Source organism: Lysobacter oryzae DSM 21044, from assembly GCF_059568595.1.
The window spans coordinates 223,070-246,748 of the sequence record NZ_JCANTQ010000014.1; the positions used below are offsets into that span (position 1 = coordinate 223,070).

The 23,679-nt window shown below is 68.7% G+C and carries 24 protein-coding genes and 1 tRNA gene; 17 read left to right on the plus strand and 8 right to left on the minus strand.

Annotation, left to right across the window (positions count from 1 at the left end):
- Positions 1-19: 19 nt before the first annotated feature.
- Positions 20-95 (minus strand) — tRNA-Phe (locus BP05_RS14995).
- 165 nt (positions 96-260) lie between these two features.
- Here BP05_RS14995 and BP05_RS15000 point away from each other — a divergent pair.
- Entirely contained in the window at positions 261-713 is a 453-nt protein-coding gene (locus BP05_RS15000) for a DUF6491 family protein (RefSeq protein ID WP_496364888.1), read from the plus strand.
- A gap of 7 nt (positions 714-720) precedes the next feature.
- Here BP05_RS15000 and BP05_RS15005 read toward each other — a convergent pair whose 3' ends face one another.
- From BP05_RS15005 to ftsY, 4 genes are read right to left on the minus strand one after another with little or no spacing between them, the layout of a single operon-like run.
- A complete protein-coding gene (locus BP05_RS15005; protein ID WP_496364890.1) occupies positions 721-993 on the minus strand; it encodes an oxidative damage protection protein in 273 nt (90 codons plus the stop codon).
- A 3-nt stretch (positions 994-996) separates the two neighbouring features.
- Positions 997-2,064, minus strand: coding sequence for an A/G-specific adenine glycosylase (mutY, locus tag BP05_RS15010; protein ID WP_496364989.1), 1,068 nt, complete (start codon positions 2,062-2,064; stop codon positions 997-999).
- Between the two features lie 17 nt (positions 2,065-2,081).
- A complete protein-coding gene (locus tag BP05_RS15015) occupies positions 2,082-3,359 on the minus strand; it encodes an AsmA family protein (protein WP_496364892.1) in 1,278 nt (425 codons plus the stop codon).
- The gene (gene ftsY / locus BP05_RS15020) at positions 3,356-4,492 is read right to left on the minus strand and encodes a signal recognition particle-docking protein FtsY (protein WP_496364894.1); all 1,137 of its coding nucleotides are present in this window, start codon (positions 4,490-4,492) and stop codon (positions 3,356-3,358) included. Before ftsY ends, BP05_RS15015 begins: the two co-directional genes overlap by 4 nt.
- A 65-nt stretch (positions 4,493-4,557) precedes the next feature.
- Between ftsY and rsmD the strand changes: the two genes are divergently transcribed.
- From rsmD to BP05_RS15055, 7 genes are all read left to right on the plus strand, one after another.
- A complete protein-coding gene (gene rsmD, locus BP05_RS15025; protein WP_496364896.1) occupies positions 4,558-5,235 on the plus strand; it encodes a 16S rRNA (guanine(966)-N(2))-methyltransferase RsmD in 678 nt (225 codons plus the stop codon).
- Positions 5,232-5,735, plus strand: coding sequence for a pantetheine-phosphate adenylyltransferase (coaD, locus tag BP05_RS15030; RefSeq protein WP_496364898.1), 504 nt, complete (start codon positions 5,232-5,234; stop codon positions 5,733-5,735). Before rsmD ends, coaD begins: the two co-directional genes overlap by 4 nt.
- Positions 5,736-5,793: 58 nt before the next feature.
- The gene (locus BP05_RS15035; RefSeq protein WP_496364900.1) at positions 5,794-6,285 is read left to right on the plus strand and encodes a hypothetical protein; all 492 of its coding nucleotides are present in this window, start codon (positions 5,794-5,796) and stop codon (positions 6,283-6,285) included.
- A 65-nt stretch (positions 6,286-6,350) separates the two neighbouring features.
- A complete protein-coding gene (locus BP05_RS15040; protein ID WP_496364902.1) occupies positions 6,351-6,602 on the plus strand; it encodes a YfhL family 4Fe-4S dicluster ferredoxin in 252 nt (83 codons plus the stop codon).
- Positions 6,603-6,667: 65 nt separating this feature from the next.
- Complete coding sequence (gene ggt, locus BP05_RS15045; protein ID WP_496364991.1) at positions 6,668-8,395, plus strand: gamma-glutamyltransferase; 1,728 nt, start codon at positions 6,668-6,670, stop codon at positions 8,393-8,395.
- 80 nt (positions 8,396-8,475) lie between these two features.
- Positions 8,476-9,366, plus strand: a complete 891-nt coding sequence (locus tag BP05_RS15050; RefSeq protein ID WP_496364904.1) for an MBL fold metallo-hydrolase — start codon at positions 8,476-8,478, stop codon at positions 9,364-9,366.
- The gene (locus BP05_RS15055) at positions 9,363-10,097 is read left to right on the plus strand and encodes a TMEM43 family protein (RefSeq protein WP_496364906.1); all 735 of its coding nucleotides are present in this window, start codon (positions 9,363-9,365) and stop codon (positions 10,095-10,097) included. Before BP05_RS15050 ends, BP05_RS15055 begins: the two co-directional genes overlap by 4 nt.
- Positions 10,098-10,106: 9 nt before the next feature.
- Here the strand turns inward: BP05_RS15055 and upp are convergent, their stop codons facing one another.
- A complete protein-coding gene (gene upp / locus BP05_RS15060) occupies positions 10,107-10,739 on the minus strand; it encodes a uracil phosphoribosyltransferase (protein ID WP_496364908.1) in 633 nt (210 codons plus the stop codon).
- A gap of 152 nt (positions 10,740-10,891) precedes the next feature.
- On the minus strand, positions 10,892-12,388 hold the full coding sequence (locus tag BP05_RS15065; protein ID WP_496364909.1) for an aminotransferase class III-fold pyridoxal phosphate-dependent enzyme: 1,497 nt from the start codon (positions 12,386-12,388) through the stop codon (positions 10,892-10,894).
- A gap of 120 nt (positions 12,389-12,508) precedes the next feature.
- Here BP05_RS15065 and BP05_RS15070 point away from each other — a divergent pair, with 120 nt between their 5' ends.
- From BP05_RS15070 to secF, 6 genes are all read left to right on the plus strand, one after another.
- Positions 12,509-12,940, plus strand: a complete 432-nt coding sequence (locus BP05_RS15070) for an Lrp/AsnC family transcriptional regulator (RefSeq protein WP_496364911.1) — start codon at positions 12,509-12,511, stop codon at positions 12,938-12,940.
- Between the two features lie 60 nt (positions 12,941-13,000).
- Positions 13,001-14,065: a tRNA preQ1(34) S-adenosylmethionine ribosyltransferase-isomerase QueA gene (gene queA / locus BP05_RS15075; RefSeq protein ID WP_496364913.1), complete on the plus strand. Its 1,065-nt coding sequence runs from the start codon at positions 13,001-13,003 to the stop codon at positions 14,063-14,065.
- A gap of 79 nt (positions 14,066-14,144) precedes the next feature.
- Positions 14,145-15,278, plus strand: coding sequence for a tRNA guanosine(34) transglycosylase Tgt (tgt, locus tag BP05_RS15080; RefSeq protein WP_496364915.1), 1,134 nt, complete (start codon positions 14,145-14,147; stop codon positions 15,276-15,278).
- Between the two features lie 182 nt (positions 15,279-15,460).
- Entirely contained in the window at positions 15,461-15,799 is a 339-nt protein-coding gene (gene yajC, locus BP05_RS15085) for a preprotein translocase subunit YajC (RefSeq protein ID WP_496364917.1), read from the plus strand.
- A 58-nt stretch (positions 15,800-15,857) separates the two neighbouring features.
- Entirely contained in the window at positions 15,858-17,723 is a 1,866-nt protein-coding gene (secD, locus tag BP05_RS15090; protein ID WP_496364919.1) for a protein translocase subunit SecD, read from the plus strand.
- A 13-nt stretch (positions 17,724-17,736) separates the two neighbouring features.
- Entirely contained in the window at positions 17,737-18,684 is a 948-nt protein-coding gene (gene secF, locus BP05_RS15095) for a protein translocase subunit SecF (protein WP_496364921.1), read from the plus strand.
- 74 nt (positions 18,685-18,758) lie between these two features.
- On the opposite strand, the gene BP05_RS15100 is transcribed toward secF, so the two are convergent.
- A complete protein-coding gene (locus BP05_RS15100; protein ID WP_496364923.1) occupies positions 18,759-19,577 on the minus strand; it encodes an inositol monophosphatase family protein in 819 nt (272 codons plus the stop codon).
- A gap of 96 nt (positions 19,578-19,673) precedes the next feature.
- Between BP05_RS15100 and BP05_RS15105 the strand changes: the two genes are divergently transcribed.
- The 3 genes from BP05_RS15105 (at position 19,674) to BP05_RS15115 (ending at position 23,666) form a co-directional block, all read left to right on the plus strand.
- Positions 19,674-20,477, plus strand: coding sequence for an RNA methyltransferase (locus BP05_RS15105; RefSeq protein ID WP_496364925.1), 804 nt, complete (start codon positions 19,674-19,676; stop codon positions 20,475-20,477).
- Positions 20,478-20,577: 100 nt separating this feature from the next.
- The gene (locus BP05_RS15110; RefSeq protein ID WP_496364993.1) at positions 20,578-21,498 is read left to right on the plus strand and encodes a phosphate/phosphite/phosphonate ABC transporter substrate-binding protein; all 921 of its coding nucleotides are present in this window, start codon (positions 20,578-20,580) and stop codon (positions 21,496-21,498) included.
- Between the two features lie 35 nt (positions 21,499-21,533).
- Entirely contained in the window at positions 21,534-23,666 is a 2,133-nt protein-coding gene (locus tag BP05_RS15115) for a putative bifunctional diguanylate cyclase/phosphodiesterase (RefSeq protein ID WP_496364927.1), read from the plus strand.
- Positions 23,667-23,679: the final 13 nt, after the last annotated feature.

Sequence of the window (23,679 nt, forward strand, 5' to 3'; positions counted from 1 at the left end):
TGCAAGCCCTTGAGATAAATGGTGGCCGGGGAGGGAATCGAACCCCCGACACGGGGATTTTCAATCCCCTGCTCTACCAACTGAGCTACCCGGCCGGATCAACAGCCGCGCTACGGCCGTGAAAGAGCGCGAATCATACGGTTCGGCCGCGCGGCTGGCAAGCAGGATCGGCGCTGAATGCGAAACGGACCGGGCATTCCGCGCGGTATTCGCGGGCGCATCATGGCGTAAACACAATGCCCACGGGCAGGGAGACCGCCATGATTCCGCTTCCGAAACCCCTGCAGGTCGGGCTCGGCGTGCTGGTGCTCGCGTTCTCGGCGTGCGCTACCGACGGGATGACCGACACCGACAAGCTCGCGCTGTATCGCGGGCATGCGATGGCCCCGGTCGCCAGCTTCCGCTACCTCAACCGCATCGATGGCTGGACCCCGCTGGGCGACGCGGCGCTCGCGATCTGGACGCGTCCGAACGAGGCCTACCTGCTCGAAACCAATGGTCCGTGCCCGGATCTCGAATTCGCCCAGGCGATCGGCCTCACCAGCCAGATGGGCACGGTCTATTCGCGCTTCGACAAGGTGATCCCGCGGGCCAACCCGGGCGGGGCCCCGCCGATTCCGTGCCAGATCCGCCAGATCCGCCCGCTCGACGTGAAAGCGATCAAGTCCGCGGAACAGGACATGCGGCGCCAGCGCCAGGAAGCGGCCGGCTGAGGCGGCCTCATTCCTCGGGCGGCACGTAACCCGCGGGCTTTTCCGCGGTGCCGCCGAAGAGGAATTTCTGCATCTCGCCTTCGAGGAACGCGCGGTGCTGCGGGTTCATTGGCGAAAGCCGGTTCTCGTTGATCAGCATCGTCTGGTGCGCCAGCCATTTCGCCCACGCCGGCTTGCCGATGTGGGCGAATACGCGCTTGCCCAGGGCGCCGGGCCACGGCACGAAATCGAGCCCCTCGGCGTCGCGCTGCTCGTAGTCGCAATGGATGGTGCGTGGCATGGGTCAGGCTTCCAGAAGCTTGCGGATCGGCGCGGGGATGCCGAGTGCGGCGAACTCGCCGCGTGCCACCCAGCGCAGGTCGTCATTGTCGCCGACGCGCTCGCGCAGGGCGACATCGCGCAGGCGCAGGGGCTGCAGGCGCAGCTTGTAATGACTGAATGCATGGTCGATGGCCGGCAGGGATTCGGCCTGGCCGAAATCGCCGGTGGCTTCACGTTCAAACCATTCCCGCGACCCGTCCACATCGTCCGCCTGCGGCAGCGTCCACAGCGATGCCCAGATGCCTGCCGGCGGGCGCCGCAGCATAAGGACGTCGCCGCCAGTGTTTTCCAGCCACAGCACGCAGGCGTGCCTCTGCGGTACGGCCTTGCCGGGCTTGGGCGTTGGCAGGTCCGCCACCTGGCCTTCGCGGAGGGCAATGCAGCTGTCCTGCACCGGGCACAGGATGCAGGCGGGGTCCGCGCGCGTGCACAGGGTGGCCCCCAGGTCCATCTGCGCTTGGGTGTAGTCGGCCATGCGTGCGTGCGGCAGGTGCGAGTTCGCGAGCGTCCAGAGATTCTTCTCGACCGAGGGCAGGCCGGGATAGCCGGCGATGCCGTGGTAGCGCGTCAGCACGCGCTTGACGTTGCCGTCGAGGATCGCGTGGCGATCGCCCCAGGCCTGCGAGAGGATCGCGGCGGCGGTGCTGCGGCCGATGCCGGGCAGGGCGGTAAGCGCATCGATGTCGCGCGGCAGCTCGCCGCCGTGCTGTTCCATGCACCGCTGCGCCGCTGCCTGCAGGTTGCGGGCGCGCGCGTAGTAACCGAGCCCGGACCACAGCGCCATGACGTCGTCGCGCGGCGCGGCGGCGAGCGATGGAAGCGTCGGCAGCGCGGCGACGAAGCGTTCGAAGTAGGGGATGACCGTCTTTACATGGGTCTGCTGCAACATGATCTCCGACAACCACACCCGGTACGGGGTGCGCGGGTGTTGCCAGGGAAGATCGTGGCGGCCGTTGCCGTCGAACCAGTGCAGCAGGCGGGCCGCGAAGTCGTCCGGTTCGCGGGCCGGCGTCGCGTTCGCGCCGGTCATCGAAGGTTTGCGCGGAGTCATGGCGCGTTTCCGGTCGTGGACGCGTCGTCGTCGAACTCGACTTCGACGCCTTCGAGTGTCGCTCCGGCGATCTCGAGCCGCGGTGTCCTCAGTGAACCGGAGAGCGGTGGCAACGGTGTTCCGTTCTCGCGCTCGATCCACGCCAGCATGTCCGGTAGCCGGAAGCGTCCATCGAAGCGCGAGGCATCGCGTCGAATCTGCAGCGATGCGGCATCCGCCAGGGACGGCGTGCCGTCGTAGCGCAACTGGAAGGGCAAGGGGGACTGCGACTGCCCGAGCGGCGGCGGCAGCGCGGGCCAGGCCTGGGGCCATCGTGCAAGGGCGCCGTCGAGTTGCAGGGTGAGCCTGCGTCCCAGCGCCAACTTGCCGTGCCCGTCGAGTTGCGGAACCGGGTCGTTGCTGTCGTTGCCGCGGCGGCGCAAGGCGACGCCGACCGGGGCCAGCGACCATGTCGCCTCATCGAAGCGCAGCGGGCCGTACAGCCCGAGCGCGAAGGGAACGCGGGCGGTCGCGGATTCGAAGGCCGCCGCGGTGCCCAGCCGCGCCGGCACGATGCGCAGCGCGTCGCCACCGACATGCAGTGGGCCTGACAGTGCGACCGTCGCGGGAATGCGCCAGTCGTTGCCATGCTCGATGGTGATCCGGCCGTGCGTGGCGAACCCGGTCGTGGCGTCAGAGATCAGCGCCTGTGGACGCACGATCGCCACCGAAAGGTCGACGGGGATGCTCAGCGGCGCATCGAGGTAGCGGCCACGCAAGCGCGCTGCGAGCGGCCTGCCCGGATCGAGCCTCGGCATGTCGGCGTCGATGCGGTCGATGCGCCAGTCGTCGTTGACGATCTCGCCGTCGCGGATGCGCAGGCCGTCGGTGAGGGTGGGCATGCGCTTCGTGGAGGGTGGCCGTGCCGCCAGCCAGTGCTGCAGGGCGGGCAGGTGGAGTCTCGGCGCGTCGAGCTCGATCCGGCGCGCCACCAGCGCACTGCCACCGGCGCGCAACGTCGACCACGGCAACGCCACCTGGATCCGCCGCGCGCTCAACATCACGTCCTTCGCCCCCGGTTCGCGCACGCGGACCTCGCGCAGCACCAGCATCGGCGCCCCGCGCAGCCGGTACTCGGCGTTGCCTGCCGCCTGGATCTCCAGGCCCAGCGCCGCGCCGAGCTGGCGGGTGACGATGGCCGCGACGCTGCGCGGGCGCGACAGCCAGTACGACGCCAGGAGCAACGCGACCGCGAGCAGCGCGAGGACGAGCAGGATGCGACGGCCGCGCGTCATCCGTTGCCGAGGGCGTCCGGCAGCAGGGCGTCGACGAATGCCTCGGCGTCGAACACGCGGAGGTCCTCAGGCCGTTCGCCGATGCCGGCGAAGCGGATCGGGATGCCGAACTCGCGCGCCAGCGCGAACACCACGCCGCCCTTCGCCGTGCCATCGAGCTTGGTGACGACCAGGCCCGTGACGCCGACCGCGGCATGGAACTGGCGCAATTGCGACAGCGCGTTCTGGCCGGTGGTGCCGTCGATCACCATCAGCACCTCGTGTGGCGCGGCCGGATCGAGCTTCTGGATCACGCGCTTGATCTTGCCGAGTTCGGCCATCAGCCCCTGCTGCGTGTGCAGGCGGCCGGCGGTGTCGGCGATCAGGACTTCGGTGCCGCGCGCCTTCGCGGCCTGCAGCGCATCGAAAGCGACCGAGGCGGCGTCGGCGTTCTGGCCCTGCGCAACCACGGGAACGCCATTGCGCTCGCCCCAGGCCTGCAACTGCGCCACCGCGGCGGCGCGGAAGGTGTCGCCGGCGGCGAGCATCAACGGCCGGCCCTCGTCCTTGAAGCGCTTGGCCAGCTTGCCGATGGTGGTGGTCTTGCCGACGCCGTTGACGCCGACCGTGAGCAGCACGAAGGGCGTGGCGTCGCGCGGGATCTGCAGCGGCTGCGCGACCGGCTGCAGCAGCGCGACCAGGTCGCCGCGCAATGCGGCGAGCAGGGCGTTGGCGTCGACGAACTCGCGCGCCTTCATCCGCTTGCGCAGGTCGCCGACCAGTTGCGAGGTCGCGGTGACGCCGACGTCGGCCATCAGCAGTGCGGTTTCGATCTCATCCAGCAGGTCATCGTCCAAGCGCGGGTTGCGCGAGAACAGGCCGCCCAGGCTGCGCGCGAAGGCGCTGCCACGCAGGCGGTCGCGCCAGCCCTTCTTGCCGGGCGCGGCGGCGGGTGCTTCGACCGACTTCACCGCGGCTGGCGCCGCGGGCTCGACCTCCATGGCCGCGGCGATGAATTCCGCCGGCACCGGCTCGGACTGCCCGGGATCCGCCTGCACGGGTTCGCCGTCGGGGGCGGGGCCTGCCTGCGGCGCACGCGGATCGTGGGGCGCCGGTGGCGCCTCGGATTTCTTGCGGCGGAAGAAATTGAGCATCGCGAGGGGGAAGCGTGAGTGCGCGAGAATGCACACATGATAGCCCCCCTGCCTCGTGCCGCCCGATGAACCGTCCGCCTTCCCGCTCCACGCCGGCCGCTCCGGGCAAGGTCCGCATCATCGGCGGCCGCTGGCGCGGCACGCGCCTGGACGTGCCCGCGGCGCCCGGCCTGCGTCCCACCGGCGATCGCGTGCGCGAAACGCTGTTCAACTGGCTGCAGCTGGTGCTGCCCGGCGCACGCGTGCTCGACCTGTTCGCCGGCAGCGGCGCGCTGGGACTGGAGGCGCTTTCGCGTGGCGCTGCCGCCGCCGTGCTGGTCGAGCGCGACGCGAAGCTGGCCGGCGCCCTGCGCGCGATCGCCACCCGCCTGCAAGGGGGCGAGGCGGCGAGCGTGGTCAACGCGGATGCGATGGCCTGGCTGCACGGGCAGGCCGACGGCAGCTTCGACATTGCCTTCGTCGATCCGCCGTTCGACGCCAACATCTGGGGCGGGGTGTTGCCGGTCCTGACCCCCAAGCTGCGCAGCGATGCCTGGCTTTACGTGGAGTCGCCGCACGCGGCCGAGGCGGCGCCGCCGCCGGAGTGGGCGCTGCATCGCGAAGGGCACACCCGCGAGGTCCGCTACGCGCTGTACCGGCGGCGACCCGCTGGGGGCGCTGATACACTGGCGCCCACTCCGGCCGGGCCAGCCGCCGCATCGCCAATTGAGCGAACCAACCCAGAGCGACCCACCCGCGAATGACCGCCCGCAACCGCATCGCCGTCTATCCCGGCACCTTCGATCCGATCACCAACGGCCACGTCGACCTCGTCGACCGTGCCGCGCCGCTGTTCGAGCGGATGATCATCGGTGTGGCGGCCAGCCCAGGCAAAGGGCCCGCGCTGCCGCTGGATCTGCGCGTGCAACTGGCGCGGGACGCGGTCGCCCACCACGGCAACGTGGAAGTCCGCGGCTTCTCCGGCCTGCTCGCGCATTTCGTCGAGGAGATGGGCGCTGGCGTGCTCATGCGCGGCCTGCGCGCGGTGTCGGACTTCGAATACGAATTCCAGCTGGCGAGCATGAACCGCCATCTGATCCCGGGCGTCGAAACGCTGTTCCTGACGCCGGCCGAGCAGTACGGCTTCATATCCTCATCGCTGGTTCGCGAGATCGCCCGCCTCGGCGGCGATGTTTCCGCCTTCGTGCCGCCAGCGGTCGCCTCCGCGTTGCAGGCGCAATGGCAGCGCGACCACGTTGCATGATCCATCCGCACCATCCACGCATAACAACCATGCACTACCAAGACTGGGGGAACGCCCGATGAAGATTTCGACCCGACTGCTGCTCGCCGCCTGCCTCGCACTGCCCTTCCTGGGCGCGTGCAAGAAGGAGGAAGCCGCGCAGGAAACCGTGAAGGCTGCCGTCGCCATGCCGACGACCGCCACCGACGAGAACGCCTGGAACGCGTACCTGACCGATGTGGTCACCCGCAACCTCGACAACGCGACCAGCACCTACGTCTACACCCTGCCGGACGAGTCGTCCGCCGACTTCCAGGGCGCGTACGACCGCCAGCTGGAGAAGGCCGAAGGCGACATGGCACGTGGTGGCGTGGAAGGCACGCTGCTCGCGTTCGGTGGCCCGAACTCGGCCAAGAGTGCCGACCTCGCCGTCGCCGCCTTCGCCCAGGCCGCCGCGGGCACGATGAAGGGTGTCAAGGTGCTCTTCATCGGCGCACCGGCCGACAGCGATCGCGTCAAGGTGGCGGTGGAGCCGTCGGGCGCGACCTACAAGTTCGTCGAAGCGAAGTAACGAGCGTGGCTCGCGCCCGCCGCGGCGGGCGCGAGTCGCCGACAGAGAAGTGAGTTGCCGCATCCATGGCGCTGAAGATCAACGAACTCTGCGTCAACTGCGATGTCTGCGAGCCAGCGTGCCCGAACCAGGCGATCTCGCAGGGTGAGACCATCTACGTGATCGATCCCGCGCGCTGCACCGAATGCGTGGGCCATTTCGACGAACCGCAATGCGTGGTCGTCTGTCCGGTCGAGTGCATCGACCCGGATCCCGCCTTTCCCGAATCCCACGAGCAGCTGCTGGCCAAGCTCGCGCGCCTGCAGGCGCAGGGCTGATGCGGCCGCGCTGACGCAATCCCCTCGAATCCGCCCAGCGGAGGAGTGACCCGCCCGTGACGAGAATGCCCCAGCCGTTGCGCACGCTGCTGTTTTCCGTGTTCCTGCTGTGTGTGCCGGCGGTCGCGTCCGCGGCACAGGCCGGGTCCGTGGCGTCCGCACCAGCCGCCACGCATGCGCCGGGCGCGGCCATCGCCAGCGGCCACGCGCTCGCTACTAAGGCAGGCCTGGACATGATCCGCGCCGGCGGCAATGCCTTCGACGCCGCGGTCGCGGTATCGGCGACCTTGTCGGTGGTCGAACCGATCAGTTCGGGCATCGGTGGCGGCGGCTTCTTCCTGCTGCACGATGCATCCAGCGGCAAGGACATCTTCGTCGACGCGCGCGAGACCGCGCCGGCGTCCGCCACGCCCGCCGCGTTCCTGGACGAGCAGGGCGAACTCAACCGCGATCGCGCCACCAACGGCCCGTGGTCCGCCGGGATCCCGGGCCTGCCCGCGGCGCTGGTGCACCTGGCGCAGAAATACGGCCGGTTGCCGCTGCAGACCACGCTCGCGCCCGCCATCCGCTTGGCGCGCGAAGGCTTCGAGATCTATCCGCGCCTGGAAAAGGGCTATGCCAGCCGCCGGGAAGTGATGGAGCGCTATCGCGGCACGCGCGCCGTGTTCCTCGCCGACGGGACGCCGCCGACCACGGGCGAGGTGCTCAAGCAGCCCGAACTCGCGCGCACCCTCGAGCTGATCGCCGCCAAGGGCTTCGACGGCTTCTATCGCGGCGAAACCGCGAAGAAGCTGCTGGCCGCGGTGAAGGAGGAGGGCGGGCGCTGGCGCGCCGGCGAACTCGCCGGTTACCAGGTAAAGGAGCGCAAGCCACTGCGCTTCCGCTACCGCGGCTGGGACGTGACCACCGCTCCGCCACCGTCGTCCGGCGGCGTCGCCCTGGCGGAGATCCTGCAGGTACTCGCAGGCTGGGACCTGTCCAAGCTCGATGACGCGCACCGCCACCACGTGATCGTCGAAGCAATGCGGCGCGCCTACCGCGACCGCACCATCTACCTGGGCGATCCCGACTTCGTGAAGGTGCCGCTGCGCCGCCTGGTGAGCCCGGATTACGCCGCCGGCCTGCGCGCGACCATCCATCCCGACAAGGCCACGCCGAGCGCGCTGCTGTCCGGCCAACCCGCGCCGCTCGAGGATGAGGAGACCACGCACTTCTCCATCCTCGATGCGGAAGGCAATCGGGTCTCGGCCACGCAGACCGTGAACCTGCTGTACGGCTCGGGCATGGTCGCGCCGGGCACCGGCGTGCTGCTGAACAACGAGATGGATGACTTCGCCCTGCGTCCGGGCACGCCCAATGCATTCGGGGTGATGGGTTTCGCCGCCAATGCGCCGCAAGCGGGCAAGCGCATGCTCAGTTCGATGACACCGAGCTTCATCGAGTCGCCGGACAAGCTGGCGGTGATCGGCGCGCCGGGCGGCAGCCGCATCATCACCGAGGTGCTGCTGGGGATCCTCGGCTACGACGCTGGCCTGAATGCGCAGCAGGTCGCGGCCTTGCCGCGGTTCCACCACCAGTGGCTGCCCGATGCGATTTCCGCCGAGAAGGGTGCGATCGATCCCGCGACCGTCGCCGCGCTGCAGGCGATGGGACACACCGTCAACGCCGCCGAGCCGACGTGGGGCAACTTGCAGACGGTGTCGTGGGACAAGCGCACCGGCGCGCTGGAAGGCGGCAGCGATCCGCGCAATCCGGTGGGCAACGCCGAAGTGCTGCCAAGCCCCGGCCGTTGACCCGGTGAAACATCGCGTCCGTATCGCTTGCATGGCGATCGGGGCGATAATCGGCCCGTGCCCATAGCGGATACGCGGCGATGAAACTCTGGTCCCTCTCCGGCAACAGCCAGAAGCTCGACGGCGGTGCCATGTTCGGCAACGCGCCGCGGGCGATGTGGGAAAAGTGGTCGCCACCGGACGCGCACAACCGCATCGACCTGGCCTGCCGTGCGCTGCTCGCCACGCCGCTGGCCGGCAAGACCGTGCTGTTCGAAGCCGGTATCGGCGCGTTCTTCGAGCCCAAGCTGCGCGAGCGCTACGGCGTGAACGAGGAACGCCACGTGCTGCTGGATTCGCTGGCGGCCGCGGGCTTCAAGCCGGAAGACATCGACGTCGTGGTGCTGTCGCACCTGCACTTCGACCACGCCGGTGGCGTGCTGGCGAAATGGGAAGAGGGCGCGCCGCCGCGGCTGGTCTTCCCCAATGCCAGCTACGTCGTCGGGCGCGAGCACTTCGAGCGCGCGCTGCACCCCCACGCGCGCGATCGCGCCAGCTTCATCGCCGAACTGCCGGCCCTGCTTCAGGCAACCGGGCGGCTGGAACTGGTCGATGGCGCACATTCGAAGACGCTCGGCAACGCGGTGCGCTTCCACTACAGCGACGGGCATACGCCCGGGCTGATGCTCTCGGAAATCGTCGGTCCGGAGATGGTCAACGGCGATGCCCATGGCGGCGTGGTGTTCTGTGCCGACCTGATCCCGGGTCGTCCCTGGGTGCACGTGCCGATCACGATGGGCTACGACCGCAACGCCGAGTTGCTGATCGACGAGAAAAAGCAGTTCCTCGAAGACAAGCTCGCGCGCAACGTGCATCTGTTCTTCACCCACGATCCCGGCTGCGCGCTCGCGCAGGTGGTGCGCGACGAGAAGGGCCGGTTCGCGACCGCGCACGAAGTCGCCGAGTTGCACGCGCGGGCCTTGGCCGCATGAGTGCCGGTGCCATGCCACGCGCCTTCATCGCGTCGGCGCTGGCGATCCTGGTTTCGCTGTCCTGCGCCGCCCCGGTGGCCGCGCAGGCCGAACCGGAGGGATTTCCCGATCCCGGCGCGGCGCTCGTGGATCCCGACTTCAAGGTCGCCACGCGCGAGTTCGGCCTCGACCGCCGCGTCGAGATGTACCAGTGGCGCTTGAGCGATCACGGCTACGAGCCGGTGTGGCATGGCGCCCTGATCGATTCCAGCGGCTTCGATCCGGCCCACGCGAACCCGCCGAAGCTGCTGCTGGACAACCGGCGCTGGTGGGCGGAGAAGCCGACGCTGGACGGCAAGCCGCTGGATCCGGCGGTGCTGCGCAGCCTGGGCGAATGGCGGGTGCTGCGCCCGGGATTCTCGCGGCTGCCGGCCAATCTTGCGGCGTCGTTCCAGCCCGAAGGCGAGGGCCTGGGCAGCGCCGAAAATCCGCTCGAACCCCGGATCGGCGACCTGCGCGTCACCTGGCGCGAACTGGTGTTGCCGCCGCTGGCCGGAAAGGTTGCGTTGCGCGACGGCATCTGGCGCCTCGTGGACGATCCCGAACTCGCCCGTCCGACGCCGGCGACGGTGCCCGCCGCGGCGCGGCCACAGCACGCGCAGCGCGTGTGGCAGTTCTTCGCCGTGGGACTGGTGGTGATCGCGGCGGCGGTCGTGGCCCTGCGACGCAGGAAGCACCACCGCGCAGGCTGACGACCGCGGTTACTCGTGGCGGGTGCCGAAGATCTTGTCGCCCGCGTCCCCCAGCCCCGGCAGGATGTAGCCCACCTCGTTGAGGCGCTGGTCGATCGCGGCGGTGTAGACCTCGACATCGGGATGCCGGGCTTCCAGCGCGCGCAGGCCTTCGGGCGCCGCGACCAGGAACAAGCCCTTGATGCGCCGGCAGCCCGCGGCCTTGAGCATGTCCACGGTGGCGACGAGGGTGCCGCCGGTAGCCAGCATCGGATCGAGGATGAGCGCCGTGCGTTCGTCCATGCGGCCGGTCAGCTTCTCGTAATAGCCGGTGGGCTTGAGCGTGCGCTCGTCGCGCTGCAGGCCGACCACGCCGACCTTAGCCGCGGGAATCAGTTCGAGCACGCCCGGCAGCATGCCCAGTCCGGCGCGCAGGATCGGCACCAGTGTGACCTTCGCGCCCTTGATGCGCTGGGTGGCGACTGGCCCGGCCCAGCCGTCAATGACGACTTCCTCGGTTTCCAGGTCGGCCGTCGCTTCGTACGTCAGCAGGGTGGCAACTTCCGAGGCGAGCTCGCGGAATTCCTTGGTGCTGATGCCGGCGGCGCGCATGAGGCCGAGCTTGTGCTTCACCAGCGGGTGGCGGACTTCGACGATCTTCATGGCGGGGAGGGTAGCGCAACTGGTCGCGCGCTCGCTCCCTTGCACGCCCGCGGCCGTCGCTCCCCGCACGGCGGGAAGAACGAAACGGAGATCCGGAAAACAGAAAGGCCGGCGAGAGCCGGCCTCCTGGAGCGCAACGGGGGAGTGGGCGCTCAAGCCGCGGCAGCTTGCTGTGCTCGCGGGCCTTCCTTCAACGCACGCGCGACCATGGCCACGACCAGGTCGATTTCCTCGCTGGTGATGCCGAAGGTCGGGGTGAAGCGCAACGAGTTGACGCCGCCGTGGATCACGCCGATGCCGTGTTCGCGCAGCCATTCCTCGGTCGAGCCGGCGCCGTAGCACTTGAACTCGTTCGACAGCTCGCACGAGAACAGCAGGCCGGTGCCCTGGACCTTGGTGATCATGCCGCCGAGCTCGGCCTTCAGCTTCTCCAGCTTGTCGGTCGCCTCCTTGCCCTTGGCGCGGATGTTCTCGCGCAGTTCCGGCGTCACCTGCTTGAGCACCGCCACTGCGACATCGAGCGCGCGCGGGTTGGTGGTCATGGTGTTGCCGTACAGTCCCTTCTTGTAGATCTCGCCGGCGCGCTTGCTGACCGCGAGCACCGACAACGGGTACTGGCCGGCGTTGAGCGCCTTGGAGTAGGTCTCCATGTCCGGCGCCTCGACGTTCTCGAAGCCGGGGTAGTCGATGATCGACAGCACGCCATTGGCGCGCAGGCCGGCCTGGATCGAGTCGACCAGCAGCAGCGAGCCGTGCGCCTTGGTCAGCTCGCGCGCGGCGTTGTAGAACGCCACGGGCACGCCGCGGCCCGGATCGCCTTCGCCCATCACCGGCTCGAGGAACATCGCCTCGATGAACCAGCCGTTGGCCTCGGCCTCATTGAAGATCTTCTTCAGCGCATCGATGTCGTACGGCTCGACCGCCAGCACGGTGTCTTCGCCGCGGAAGCTGGCCAGGTGCTGGATGTAGGTCTTGCGCGAGGAGTCCGAATACAGCGCCGGACGCTCGGTGCGGCCGTGGAAGCTGCCCTTCACCACCAGGCGCTTGATCGCGCGGCCGGCGTGCTTCGCACCCGGGTCGGTCATCGTCTTGGCATTCGCATCGACGATGCGCGACGCCAGCGAGACCGATTCCGAACCGGAGTTCAGGCACAGGAACTTCTCGTACGGGCAGGCGCCGCGGTTGAGGCCGATGGCGGCGCGGATCGCCTTTTCGAAGCGCAGCTGCGACAACGAGGGGGTCATGATGTTGGCCATCGCCTGCGGCTTGGCCATCGCGTCGATCACCGCCTTGGGCGTGTGGCCGAAGCCGAGCATGCCGTAGCCGCCGGAGTCGTGCAGCACCGCGCCCTTGAGGGTGACCACCCACGGGCCGCGGGCGGCGAGGGCGATGTAAGGGTTCACGCCGTCGTCGGGATAGAAGTTGACGTAGCCGGCCTGCACGGCGCGCAGCTGCGCGTCCTCGTCCAGGTCGAGCAGGTCGGCGAACTCGCCCTTGACCTGTTCGTACTCGGCCGCCGCGGCGTCGATTGCCTCCACCAGATCCGGATGCGAGGTGGCGAACCGGGCGAGAACGGCGTCGTCGAGGCCCACGGTGCGGCGCTTGCCGGCATGGGCGCGCAGGGGCGCGAGTTTGGCGGTCAGGGCCATGAGGGTCTCCGGAAAAGGGGCCATCCGACTTATTATCGGGATTAATTCGTCGATCGGTAGTACGGATTTGGACGAAATAATCGTATATTTCGTCAATACGACGAACCGGGCCGCGCTTTTGTGAAGATCACCGCCTCCGACCAGCAATTGCTGACCGTACTGCGCGAAAACGCCCGCGCCTCGACCGCGGAGATCGCGCGCCGCCTCAAGCTGTCGCGTACCACCGTGCAGAGCCGGATCGAGCGCCTCGAGCGGGAAGGCGTCATCGGTGGCTACACGATCCGGGTCAACGACGCGGCCGAACGCGGCCACATCCGCGCCCACATCATGATCACCGTGCTGCCCAAGCGCATGGCGGCGGTGGTCGAGGCGCTGCATGGCATGCCCGAGGTGCGGGCGCTGCATTCGGTCAGCGGGCCCTTCGACCTGGTGGCGATGGGGGTCGTGCCGACCGCCGCGGAGATGGACGAGCTCACCGACCGGATCGGCGCCATCGACGGGGTCGAGCGGACCACCTCGTCGATCATCCTGTCGGCCAAGTTCGAGCGCTGACAAGCCGGGCGCCGGGCGGAAAGCCCTACAATTGCCGACTCTTTTGCGCCGCGCCTGCCTTTGAAGAAGTCCGATTTCCATTACGACCTGCCGCAGGAACTGATCGCCCAAGCCCCGCTCGCGGAACGCTCGGCCAGTCGCCTGCTGGTGGTGCCGCCGGGCACCGCGCCGTTCGAGGACCGCGTTTTCCGCGACCTGCCCGCGCTGCTGCGCGCAGGCGACCTGCTGGTGTTCAACGACACCCGGGTGATCCCGGCGCGCCTGTTCGGGCAGAAGGCCACCGGCGGCCGGGTGGAGATCCTGATCGAACGCCTGCTCGGCGGATCCGACGCGCGCGTGCAGCTGGGCGTGAGCAAGTCGCCCAAGCCGGGCGCACGCATCGCCCTGGATGCGGGCGGCGAACTGGAAGTGCTGGGGCGCGAGGGCGAGTTCTACCTCGTGCACTTCCATGTGCCCGAGTCGCTGGAACAGTGGCTGCTCCACGCCGGACGGCTGCCGCTGCCGCCCTACATCCAGCGCGAACCGGGCACGGATGACGACGAGCGCTACCAGACCGTGTTCGCGCGCGAAGTCGGTGCGGTCGCCGCGCCGACGGCCGGCCTGCATTTCGACGACGCGCTGCTCGACGCGTTGCGGGCGAAGGGGGTGCAGTTCGGGCACGTCACCCTGCACGTGGGCGCGGGGACATTCCAGCCGGTGCGGGTCGATGATCTCGCCCAGCACGTGATGCACAGCGAATGGCTCAACGTCGGCGCCGAACTGATCGAACAGATCCGGCATACGCGCGCGGCAGGCGGGCGCGTGGTCGCCGTGGGCACCACGGTCGTGCGCGCGCTGGAAAGCGCGATGCGCAACAACGAAGCCGGCGACGCGGAACTGCAGCCGTTCGCGGGCGAGACGCGCCTGTTCATCCTCCCGGGTTACCGCATCCGTTCGGTGGACGCGCTGATCACCAATTTCCACCTGCCGGAAAGCACGCTGCTGATGCTGGTGTCGGCATTCGCGGGCAAGCAGCGCATGTTCGCCGCGTACGAGCACGCGATCCGCGAGCGTTACCGGTTCTTCTCCTACGGCGACGCGATGCTGCTGCATCCGCGCGGCGATCTGGACGAGCCGAACCAATGAATGCGTCGCAACGCGCCGCGGAGACCCGCATGCGAGCTCTTGAATCCAACCTGCAACATCCGGCCCGGATCGCGCTGCGATGAGCCGGATGTCCTTCGAACTGCTGAAGACCGACGGCGCCGCGCGCCGCGGCCGATTGACCTTTCCGCGCGGCACCGTGGAAACGCCGGCCTTCATGCCCGTGGGCACCTACGGCTCGGTGAAGGGCGTGCTGCCGGAACAGGTGCGCGAACTCGGCGCCGAGATCATCCTCGGCAATACCTTCCATCTGTTCCTGCGTCCCGGCCTGGACGTGATCGCCGACCACGGCGGCCTGCACGGATTCGCGCGCTGGGACGGCCCGATCCTGACCGACTCCGGCGGCTTCCAGGTGTTTTCGCTGGCGCATCGCCGCAAGATCACCGAGCAGGGCGTGAAGTTCGCGGCGCCGACCGATGGCTCGCAGGTGTTCCTCGGGCCGGAAGAGAGCATGCACATCCAGAAGGTGCTCGGCTCCGACATCGTGATGATCTTCGACGAGTGCCCGCCGGTGCACGTCAACGGCGTGGCGGTCGGCGCCGACGTGGTGCAGCGCTCGATGGAGCTGTCGCTGCGCTGGGCCGAGCGCAGCAAGCGCGCGCACGAGGGCAACGACGCGGCGCTGTTCGGCATCGTCCAGGGCGGCGTGCACCACGACCTGCGCACGCGTTCGGCGACGGCACTCAAGGACATCGGCTTCGACGGCTACGCGATCGGCGGCCTGGCGGTGGGCGAGACCGAGGCCGAGCGCAACCGCATGCTCGACCATACGGCGCCACAGTTGCCGGACGACCAGCCGCGCTACCTGATGGGCGTGGGCCGGCCGGAGGACCTGGTGGAAGCGGTGGCGCGCGGCGTCGACATGTTCGATTGCGTGATGCCGACCCGCAACGCGCGCAACAGCCATTTCTTCACTTCGAACGGCGCCGTGCGCATCCGCAACGCCATGTACGAGCGCGACACCCGCCCGATCGAGGAAGGGTGCGACTGCTACACCTGCCGCAATGGCTTCACCCGCAGCTACCTGCGCCACCTGGACCGGTGCAACGAGATGCTGGGTCCGGTGCTGGGGACTTTGCACAACCTGCGCCATTACCAGCGCCTGATGGCGCAGATGCGCGCCGCGATCGCCGGGGGAACCTTCCTGGCGTTCCGGGAGTCTTTCTACGCCGCCCGTTCCCAGCCGGTGCCCTAGGGCGTTTCCGGGCTGCGCCCGGGAAACCCCCAAGTGCTGTGCAAACTTCAAGCCCCGCCGCGCGCTGCCACACCCCCATTCGCACCTGTGGTGCGAATCGCCCCCTGGCTCAGGGGGCTGTCCGGGCCCGGTGCGGCGACGTGGCATAATCCGCCGTTATTTCGCCTTCGGACGCATCCAAGATGAACCTGCTCGACCTCCTGATCGCCCCCGCCTACGCCCAGACCGCGGCCCAGCCGCAGGGCATGGGTGGCTTTGGCCTGCTGATGCCCATCGCGCTGATCGCGATCATGTACTTCCTGATGATCCGTCCGCAGATGAAGCGGCAGAAGGAACACCGCGGCATGCTCGAGAAGCTGTCGAAGGGCGACGAGGTCCTGACCAACGGCGGCATCGCCGGCGTGGTCACCGAGATCGGCGAGAACTTCATCACGGTCGAAGTGGCGGACAACGTGCGCCTGCGTATCCAGAAGGGCGCCATCGCCAATGTCCTGCCCAAGGGCACCTTGAAGTCGGCCTAATCCGCCGCCACCACGCTTTACAAGTTGGCGGCCGGGGAGCTGCCACGGGATCCCTTCGATGCTGACTTACGCACGCTGGAAATACGTCGCTTTCCTGTTCGTCCTGCTGCTTAGCGCCGTGTACGCGGTGCCGAACATGTTCCCGCAGGACCCATCGGTGCAGGTCACCGCCAACCACGGCGCCCCCGTCGACGAGGCGCTGCGCACGCGCGTCGCCGGCAGCCTGCAGAAGGCCGGCGTCGCGGTGAAGCAGGTCGAGATCGACAAGAAGAACAACCTGCTGGTCCGCCTGGCCAGCCCCGACCTGCAGGTCAAGGCGGCTGACGCGCTGCGTCCGGAGCTGGGCAGCGACTACATCGTCGCGCTCAACATCGCCTCGACCGTGCCGGACTGGCTGGAAAAGGTCGGTGCGCGGCCGATGTCGCTGGGTCTCGACCTGCAGGGCGGCGTGCACTTCCTGATGCAGGTGGACCAGAAGGCCGCCCTGGAAAAGCGCCTGGAAGCCACCACCGAAGACCTGCGCGTGATGCTGCGCGACAACCGCGTGCCGTACGTGTCGGTGGATCGCCGCCCGGACAACAGCATCGTCGCCACGCTGCGCGATGCCGCCGCGGCGACCGCGGCCGCCGGCGTGATCACCAAGAACCAGCCGACCCTGCTGCAGCAGCCGCAGGGCAACCAGATCGTGCTGCAGGTACAGCCCGCGGAGCTGCAGCGCTACGCCGCCGACGCCATCGAGCAGAACGTTTCCACGCTGCGCAACCGCGTCAACGCGCTGGGCGTCGCCGAGCCGGTCATCCAGCGCCAGGGTAGCGACCGCATCGTGGTCGAGCTGCCCGGCGTGCAGGACACCGCGCAGGCCAAGCGCATGATCGGCGCGACCGCCACGCTCGAATACCGCGCGGTGGTCGATGGCAATCCCATCGAGGCCGTCGAGAGCGGCAACGTGCCGCCGGAAGCGCGCGTGTACTACCGTCGCGAACGCGGCCCGGACGGCAAGCAGATCCCGATCCTGCTCAACAAGCGCGTGATCGCCTCGGGCGACCAGCTGGTCGGCGCCACCACCGGCTTCGACCAGCGCAGCGGCACCCCGACCGTTTCGGTGCGCCTCAACAGCGCCGGCGGCCAGCGCATGTTCGACTTCACCAGCGAGAACGTCGGCAAGCCGATGGCCGTGGTGTACATCGAGCGCCTGCCGGAAGTGAAGGTCGTCAACGGCCAGGAAGTCCGCAGCACCCGCGTCAGCGAGGAAGTGGTGTCGGTCGCCACCATCCAGGGCGTCTTCAGCAACGAGTTCCAGACCACCGGCCTGAGCAGCCAGGAAGCCGCGGACCTGTCGAAGCTGCTGAAGTCGGGCTCGCTGGCCGCGCCGATGGACTTCGTGGAAGAACGCATCGTCGGTCCCAGCCTGGGCAAGCAGAACGTCGAGAACGGCCTGAAGGCGGTGACGTATTCGTTCGCTTTCGCGCTGATCTTCTTCCTCGTCTACTACCGCATGTTCGGCGTGATCACCTGCATCGCGCTGCTGCTCAACCTGGTGATGGTGTTCGCACTCATGTCGTTCTTCGGCGCGACCATGTCGCTGCCGGGCCTGGCGGGCATCGCCCTGACCGTGGGCATGTCGGTGGACGCCAACGTGCTGATCAACGAACGCATACGCGAGGAATTGCGCCTGGGGCTGCCGCCGCAGACGGCGATCGCGACCGGTTACGACCTGGCCTCCGGCACCATCCTCGACGCCAACGTCACCGCGTTCCTGGTCGGCCTGGCGATGGCGGCGTTCGGCACCGGTCCGCTGCGCGGCTTCGGCGTCACCACGATGCTCGGCATCGCCACTTCGGCCTACACCGCCGTATCCGTCTCGCGCGCCATCGCCACGCTGATCTACGGTGGCCGCCGCAAGCTGAAGTCGATCTGGATCTGAGGGAGCCGCTTCCATGAAACCTTTCAACGTGTTCCCGTACGACAGCAAGATCGACTTCATGCGCGTGCGCATGGCGTCGCTGGTCATCGCCGCCCTGCTGATGTTCGCCGCGATCGGGGCGATGGCCGTCAATGGCTTCAACTTCGCCCTCGATTTCACCGGCGGCGTCGGCGTCGAGTTGCGCTTCGCCAAGCCGGTTGAGGTCGAGGCCGTACGTTCGCGCCTGGCTGGTGCCGGCTACGAAAACGCGCAGGTGCAGAGCTTCGGCACCGGCACCGACCTGCTGATCCGCTTGCAGAAGCGCGAAGGCGGCAGCGGCGCCACCACCAGCATCGCGCAGGAGGTCAAGCAGGCCGCGTCCACCGCCGAGAACCCGGCGGAGGTGCGCAGCAGCGCCGAGATCAGCGCGCAGGTGGGCAAGGAACTGCGCGACAAGGGCATCCTCGCCCTGGTCTTCGTGGTCGTCGGCTTCCTGATCTACATCTCGTTCCGGTTCGAATGGAAGTTCGCGGTGGCGGCGATCATCACCACCCTGCACGACGTGTTGATCGTGGTCGGCTGGTTCGCGCTGACCGGGCACGAGTTCGACCTGACCGTGCTGGCTGGTGCGCTATCGGTGATGGGCTACTCGGTCAACGACACCATCGTGGTGTTCGACCGAGTGCGCGAGAATTTCCGCTCGATGCGTGCCAGTCCCTCGGAAGTGCTGAACGCCTCGATCAACCAGACGCTGTCGCGTACCGTGATCACCTCGTTCGTGGCCTTCCTGACCGTGCTGGCGCTGTACATCTACGGCGGCAACTCGCTGCGCGGCATGGCCGAATCGCAGATGCTCGGCATCATCATCGGCACCCTGTCCTCGATCTTCGTCGCCTGCCCGCTGCTGATGTGGCTGGGCGTGAGCAAGGTCGACCTGATGCCGAAGGCGCGTGACGAGGCGGCGCTGGCGCGTCGTCCGTAAGCGTCGCCGCCTCGGAGTAACAAAAAAGGCCGCGCATCGCGCGGCCTTTTCTTTTCTTGACGAAGCGGTGGAGATCAGTCGAGGGCGTTGGCGTAGCCGGTCGCCACGATCCTGGTCTGCAGCGCGTCGCAGATCTTGAGGTTGCCGGCCACCAGCGGCCGGCCCATCAGGCCGCGGGTGTCCATCGGGCCGGTGGAGCGCCCGCGGTAGTCCACGACCTTGCCGCCCGCCTCGCGCACCATCAGCACGCCGGCGGCGATGTCCCACGGCTTCACGCCCGACTCGAAGTAGGCGTCGGCACGACCGCAGGCGACGTACGCGAGGTCGAGCGCGGCCGAACCGGTGCGGCGGATGTCCTCGGCGTCCTGCAGCAGGGACTCCACGCACTTGAGCTGGGCGCCGACGTTCTTGCGCTCGCGCGGCGGGAACCCGGTGATCAGGAACGCCCCATTGAGGTCCTTGCGCTCGGCGACGCGGATCTTCTTGTCGTTGAGGGTGGCGCCGCTGCCCTTGCTGGCGGTGAACAGGTCATTGCGCAGCGGGTCGAAGATCACGCCATGGACCGGCTCGCCGTTCTCGACCAGGGCGATCGAGACGCAGAAGTGGGGGAAACCGTGCAGGTAGTTGCTGGTGCCGTCGAGCGGATCGATGACCCAGGTGAAACGCCCGGACCCCTGCGCGCCGCCTTCCTCGCCGAGGATCGCGTAGTCGGGCGTGGCCCGGCGCAGTTCCTTGATGATCGCGGTCTCGGCCTGTCCGTCGACTTCGCTGGCGTAGTCCAGCCGGTCCTTTTCCACCACGTTCAGCGCGTCCAGCTTGTGCATGTTGCGCAGCAGGACGTTGCCGGCGGCGCGGGCGGCCTTGACCATGAGGGTGACGGCGGGCTTCTGCATGGCGTTACGGGCCTCTGTTCGGGCTGGGGACGGGCTGGCGGTGCGAAAGAGCGGGCCGGCGCCTGGGCCGGGGCGCGGAGTTTACCATTGCCGCGCATGAGTACCGATTCGATCCAGGGGCCCGCGACGAGCGCCGCCCCCCAAACCTACGCCGCCGACCGTATCCGCATCGTCCTGGTCGGCACCCAGCACCCGGGCAACATCGGCTCGGCCGCCCGCGCCATGAAGACGATGGGCCTGTCGCGCTTGGTCCTGGTGGCGCCCGAGCGCAGCCCGGACGCGGACTCCTACGCCCTCGCTGCGGGCGCCGACGACGTGCTGGCGGCAGCCACGACCTTCGCCACCCTCGCCGAAGCGGTAGCCGACTGCCGCGTCGTCCTGGGCTGCACGGCGCGCAGCCGCCGCATCGCGCTGGAAGAACTCGAGCCCCGCGCCGGCGGTGTCCGGGCCGTGGCCGAAGCCGCGGCGGGCGCCGAGGTGGCGATCGTGTTCGGCCGCGAACGAACCGGCCTGACCAACGACGAGTACGAGCTGTGCCATGCCGCGGTGCACATCCCGGCCAATCCCGAGTACAGCTCGCTCAACCTCGCCATGGCGGTCCAGGTGCTGAGCTACGAGGTGCGCCTGGCCGCGCTGGCGGCGGCGCCGTCCCCGGCCGGCGAGGACGAGCGGCGCGAGCCGCCGGCATCGCACGCGGAGATGGAAGGCTTCTTCGCCCAGCTTGCCGAGACCCTGGACGCGATCGATTTCCACAAGGGCCGCGCGCCGGAGTCGGCCATGCGCAAGCTGCGGCGGCTGTTCCTGCGCGCCCAGCCGGATGCCCGCGAGGTGCGGATCCTGCGGGGCGTGCTCGCGGACGCGCAGCGGATGGCCCGGCTGGCCGGGGAAGGCGGGGGCTAGCCGCTGTGCGCACAGCGGCGCAAGGCTCCCCACGCCCGGGCGTTTTGCTTTAGTCTGCGGCGTCGAGTTGCTTTCCGGTTTCCACTGCTTGAGCGCCAGACTGTCCGCCCCACTGCGACGTATCGCCGCCCTGGCGCTCGCTTTCGCCCTGTTGCTCCCGCTGCCGGCCCTGGCCGGTGATCCGGGCGTGCTGGTGATCGGGCGGATCAGCGACGATCCCAAGGCGCATTACGAGCAGCTCAAGTCCTTGCTCGATTACGTCGTGCCGCGGATGAAGGACGTCGGCATCCGCGAGGGCCGGATCCTGATGGCCAAGGACGCCACGCAGATGGCGAGCTACCTGCGCCGCGGCCGGGTCGACTGGGTGACCGAAACAGCGGGCACCGGCGTCCTGCTGAAGCAGCGTGCGGGTGCCAAGCCGCTGTTGCTGACCGAGCGCGACGGGACCAGCCAGTACCACGCGATCTTCTTCGCCAGGACCGACAGCGAAGTGCGTTCGCTAAACGACCTGCGCGGCCATAGCGTGGCCTTCCAGCGTCCGACCTCGACCAGCGCCTATTTCCTGCCCGCCACCGAGCTGCTGCACCGCGGCAACTCGCTGGAGCTGCTGCTGTCGCCGACCGACAAGCTGGATTCCAGCGTCGTCGGCTACGTGTTCGCGCGTTCCGAACTCAATATCGCCACCTGGGTGCACAAGCGCCTGGTCGACGTGGGCGTGATGAGCAACCTCGACTGGGACAACCCGCGCCGGGTGCCAGCCGCCTTCCGCCAGGACCTGCGTGTCATCGGCGAAACCGGCAACGTACCGCGCGCCCTGGAACTGGTCCGGAGCGATCTGGATCCCAAGGTCGAGGCCCGCCTGCGCAAGGTGCTCTGCGATGCCGCCAAGGATCCGCAGGCACGCGAGGCGCTGCAGGGCTTCTTCCAGACCACGCGCTTCCTTCCCGTGGATGCGGCGTCCCAGCACGCGCTGGACGACCTCGCCGACGGTGTCGCCCGCGTACGCAGCGAAGTGGAATAAGGCGGACGACGCGTGATCGACGGGGCGAGCTGCGGATGAACCTTCGCTACGGGCTGCAGGCCCGCTTCCTCGCCCTGATGGCGCTGGCGCTGCTCGTGGTGCTGGCGCTGATGACCCTGCTGTGGAGCCGGCAGGCACGCATGCAGTCCGAAGTCGAAGGTGTCACCCGCGACGGCATGGAGCGCATCGTCAGCGCCAGCCTGCGCCGCCAGGGCGAGGGCGTGGTGACCCAGCTGTCGGAATCGCTGGCCAACCCGCTGTACTACTTCGACCTGGACGCCATCGGCGTCCTCAGCCGGGTCACGCTCAACCAGCCCGGCATCCGCTACGTGCTGGTTTACGACGTCGAAGGCAACATCCTTCACGACGGCAGCGAGGAGATCCCCAGCTACGGCAAGCGCATGGACGACGCGATGGCGGCGCAGACCATCGCCGCGCCGCAGCTGCTGACCCAGTTCAGCGAAGACGTCATGGACGTGGCCGCGCCGGTGCGGATCGGCAACGAACGCATCGGTGGCGTGCGTGTCGGCTTCGACCTGCGCGGACTGCGCAACGACCAGGACGCGGCGGTGTCGGACCTGCGCGCGCGCCTGAACGAGCTTGGCCGGCGCCAGCTGTTGTGGGTGGTGGTGCTCAGTGCCGGCCTGATCGGCCTGGGCGTGCTGATGCTGTGGCTGATCCAGCGCTTCCTGGTGCAGCCGATCCGGCAGCTGGCCGATGCCGCGCACGCCATCGAGATGGGGCACTTCGAGGCGGCGCGCACGCCGGTCAGCAACCGCAACGACGAAGTGGGCGACCTGCTGCGCGCGTTCAACCGCATGAACACCTCGGTCGCGCGCCACGATCGCGAGATCCGGCGCATGGCCTACACCGACGCGCTGACCAGCCTCGCCAACCGCCTTGCCTTCCGCGAGACGCTGGACGAGCGCCTGCTGCAGATGCAGGGCGCGGGGCGCCAGCTGGCCTTGCTGTTCGCCGACATCGACGACTTCAAGCGCGTCAACGACACCCTCGGCCACGATGCCGGCGACGAGGTGCTGCTGCAGTTCGCGCAGCGCATCCGCGAGACGGTCAAGCGCATCGGCGGCGCCGGTGCGGCGCTGGCGCGCTTCGGCGGCGACGAGTTCGTGATCCTGGTGGAGCCCGATGCGCAGAACGGCCAGGACGCGCGCGAAGTGGCCAGCCGCCTCGCCGAGGCGCTGGTGAACGAGCTTGGCCAGCCCATCACCGTGCACGGCCGCCAGGTATTCCTGGGCACGTCGATCGGCATCACGCTGTTCCCGCAGGACGCCGCCGGCGCCAACGCGCTGATGAAGAACGGCGACATCGCGATGTACCAGGCGAAGGTCGCGGGCAAGAACTGCTACCGCTTCTACAGCCGCGCGATGGACCAGGCCGTGGAGCGCCGCGTGCACCTGGAGCACGAGCTGCGCGGCGCCTGGGATCGCGGCGAGCTGAGCCTGGTGTACCAGCCGCTGTACCGCGTTTCCGACAACGCCCTGCTTGGGGCCGAGGCGCTGCTGCGCTGGCAGCATCCCGAGCACGGCACGATCGCGCCATCCGTCTTCATCGATGTCGCCGAACAGAGCGGCCTCATCGAGATCCTGGGCCCGCAGGTCCTGCGCGCGGCCTGCCAGGACGCCGTGAGCTGGGGCGCGAGGCGCGGTGATCGCGAGCCGCTCTTCGTCTCCGTCAACGTGTCGCCGCGCCAGCTGCGCAGCGGCGACCTGCCGCAGATCGTGGCCAACGTGCTGCGCGACACGGGGCTCAGCCCCGGCCAGCTCCACCTCGAACTCACCGAGACCGCGGTGCTCGGCGATGAATCGCTGGCGAGCGCGATGCTCTCGCAGCTGCGCGAGACCGGCGTGCAGGTGTGGCTGGACGATTTCGGCACCGGCTTTTCCGGGCTCAGCCACCTGCGGCGCGTGCCCATCGACGGCGTGAAGATCGACCGCAGCTTCATCGCCGACATCCTCCGCGATCCCGACGACCTCGCGCTGACCACCGCGATCATCGCGATGGCGCACTCGCTGGGCATCATCGTGATCGCCGAGGGCGTGGAGCGCGAGGGACAGTACGAGCTGCTGCGCGAACGCGATTGCGACCTGGCGCAGGGTTACCTGCTCGGCCACCCGCTGACGATGGCGGAATTCCAGAAGCTGCTGTAGCTGGGATCCGCTG

Coding starts and splice junctions, on each gene's coding strand:
- BP05_RS15000 (WP_496364888.1), top strand. CDS start 261: ATGATTCCGCTTCCGAAACCCCTGCAGGTCGGGCTCGGCGTGCTGGTG.
- BP05_RS15005 (WP_496364890.1), bottom strand. CDS start 993: ATGCCACGCACCATCCATTGCGACTACGAGCAGCGCGACGCCGAGGGG.
- mutY (WP_496364989.1), bottom strand. CDS start 2,064: ATGACCGGCGCGAACGCGACGCCGGCCCGCGAACCGGACGACTTCGCG.
- BP05_RS15015 (WP_496364892.1), bottom strand. CDS start 3,359: ATGACGCGCGGCCGTCGCATCCTGCTCGTCCTCGCGCTGCTCGCGGTC.
- ftsY (WP_496364894.1), bottom strand. CDS start 4,492: ATGCTCAATTTCTTCCGCCGCAAGAAATCCGAGGCGCCACCGGCGCCC.
- rsmD (WP_496364896.1), top strand. CDS start 4,558: ATGAACCGTCCGCCTTCCCGCTCCACGCCGGCCGCTCCGGGCAAGGTC.
- coaD (WP_496364898.1), top strand. CDS start 5,232: ATGACCGCCCGCAACCGCATCGCCGTCTATCCCGGCACCTTCGATCCG.
- BP05_RS15035 (WP_496364900.1), top strand. CDS start 5,794: ATGAAGATTTCGACCCGACTGCTGCTCGCCGCCTGCCTCGCACTGCCC.
- BP05_RS15040 (WP_496364902.1), top strand. CDS start 6,351: ATGGCGCTGAAGATCAACGAACTCTGCGTCAACTGCGATGTCTGCGAG.
- ggt (WP_496364991.1), top strand. CDS start 6,668: ATGCCCCAGCCGTTGCGCACGCTGCTGTTTTCCGTGTTCCTGCTGTGT.
- BP05_RS15050 (WP_496364904.1), top strand. CDS start 8,476: ATGAAACTCTGGTCCCTCTCCGGCAACAGCCAGAAGCTCGACGGCGGT.
- BP05_RS15055 (WP_496364906.1), top strand. CDS start 9,363: ATGAGTGCCGGTGCCATGCCACGCGCCTTCATCGCGTCGGCGCTGGCG.
- upp (WP_496364908.1), bottom strand. CDS start 10,739: ATGAAGATCGTCGAAGTCCGCCACCCGCTGGTGAAGCACAAGCTCGGC.
- BP05_RS15065 (WP_496364909.1), bottom strand. CDS start 12,388: ATGGCCCTGACCGCCAAACTCGCGCCCCTGCGCGCCCATGCCGGCAAG.
- tgt (WP_496364915.1), top strand. CDS start 14,145: ATGAGCCGGATGTCCTTCGAACTGCTGAAGACCGACGGCGCCGCGCGC.
- yajC (WP_496364917.1), top strand. CDS start 15,461: ATGAACCTGCTCGACCTCCTGATCGCCCCCGCCTACGCCCAGACCGCG.
- secD (WP_496364919.1), top strand. CDS start 15,858: ATGCTGACTTACGCACGCTGGAAATACGTCGCTTTCCTGTTCGTCCTG.
- secF (WP_496364921.1), top strand. CDS start 17,737: ATGAAACCTTTCAACGTGTTCCCGTACGACAGCAAGATCGACTTCATG.
- BP05_RS15100 (WP_496364923.1), bottom strand. CDS start 19,577: ATGCAGAAGCCCGCCGTCACCCTCATGGTCAAGGCCGCCCGCGCCGCC.
- BP05_RS15105 (WP_496364925.1), top strand. CDS start 19,674: ATGAGTACCGATTCGATCCAGGGGCCCGCGACGAGCGCCGCCCCCCAA.
- BP05_RS15115 (WP_496364927.1), top strand. CDS start 21,534: ATGAACCTTCGCTACGGGCTGCAGGCCCGCTTCCTCGCCCTGATGGCG.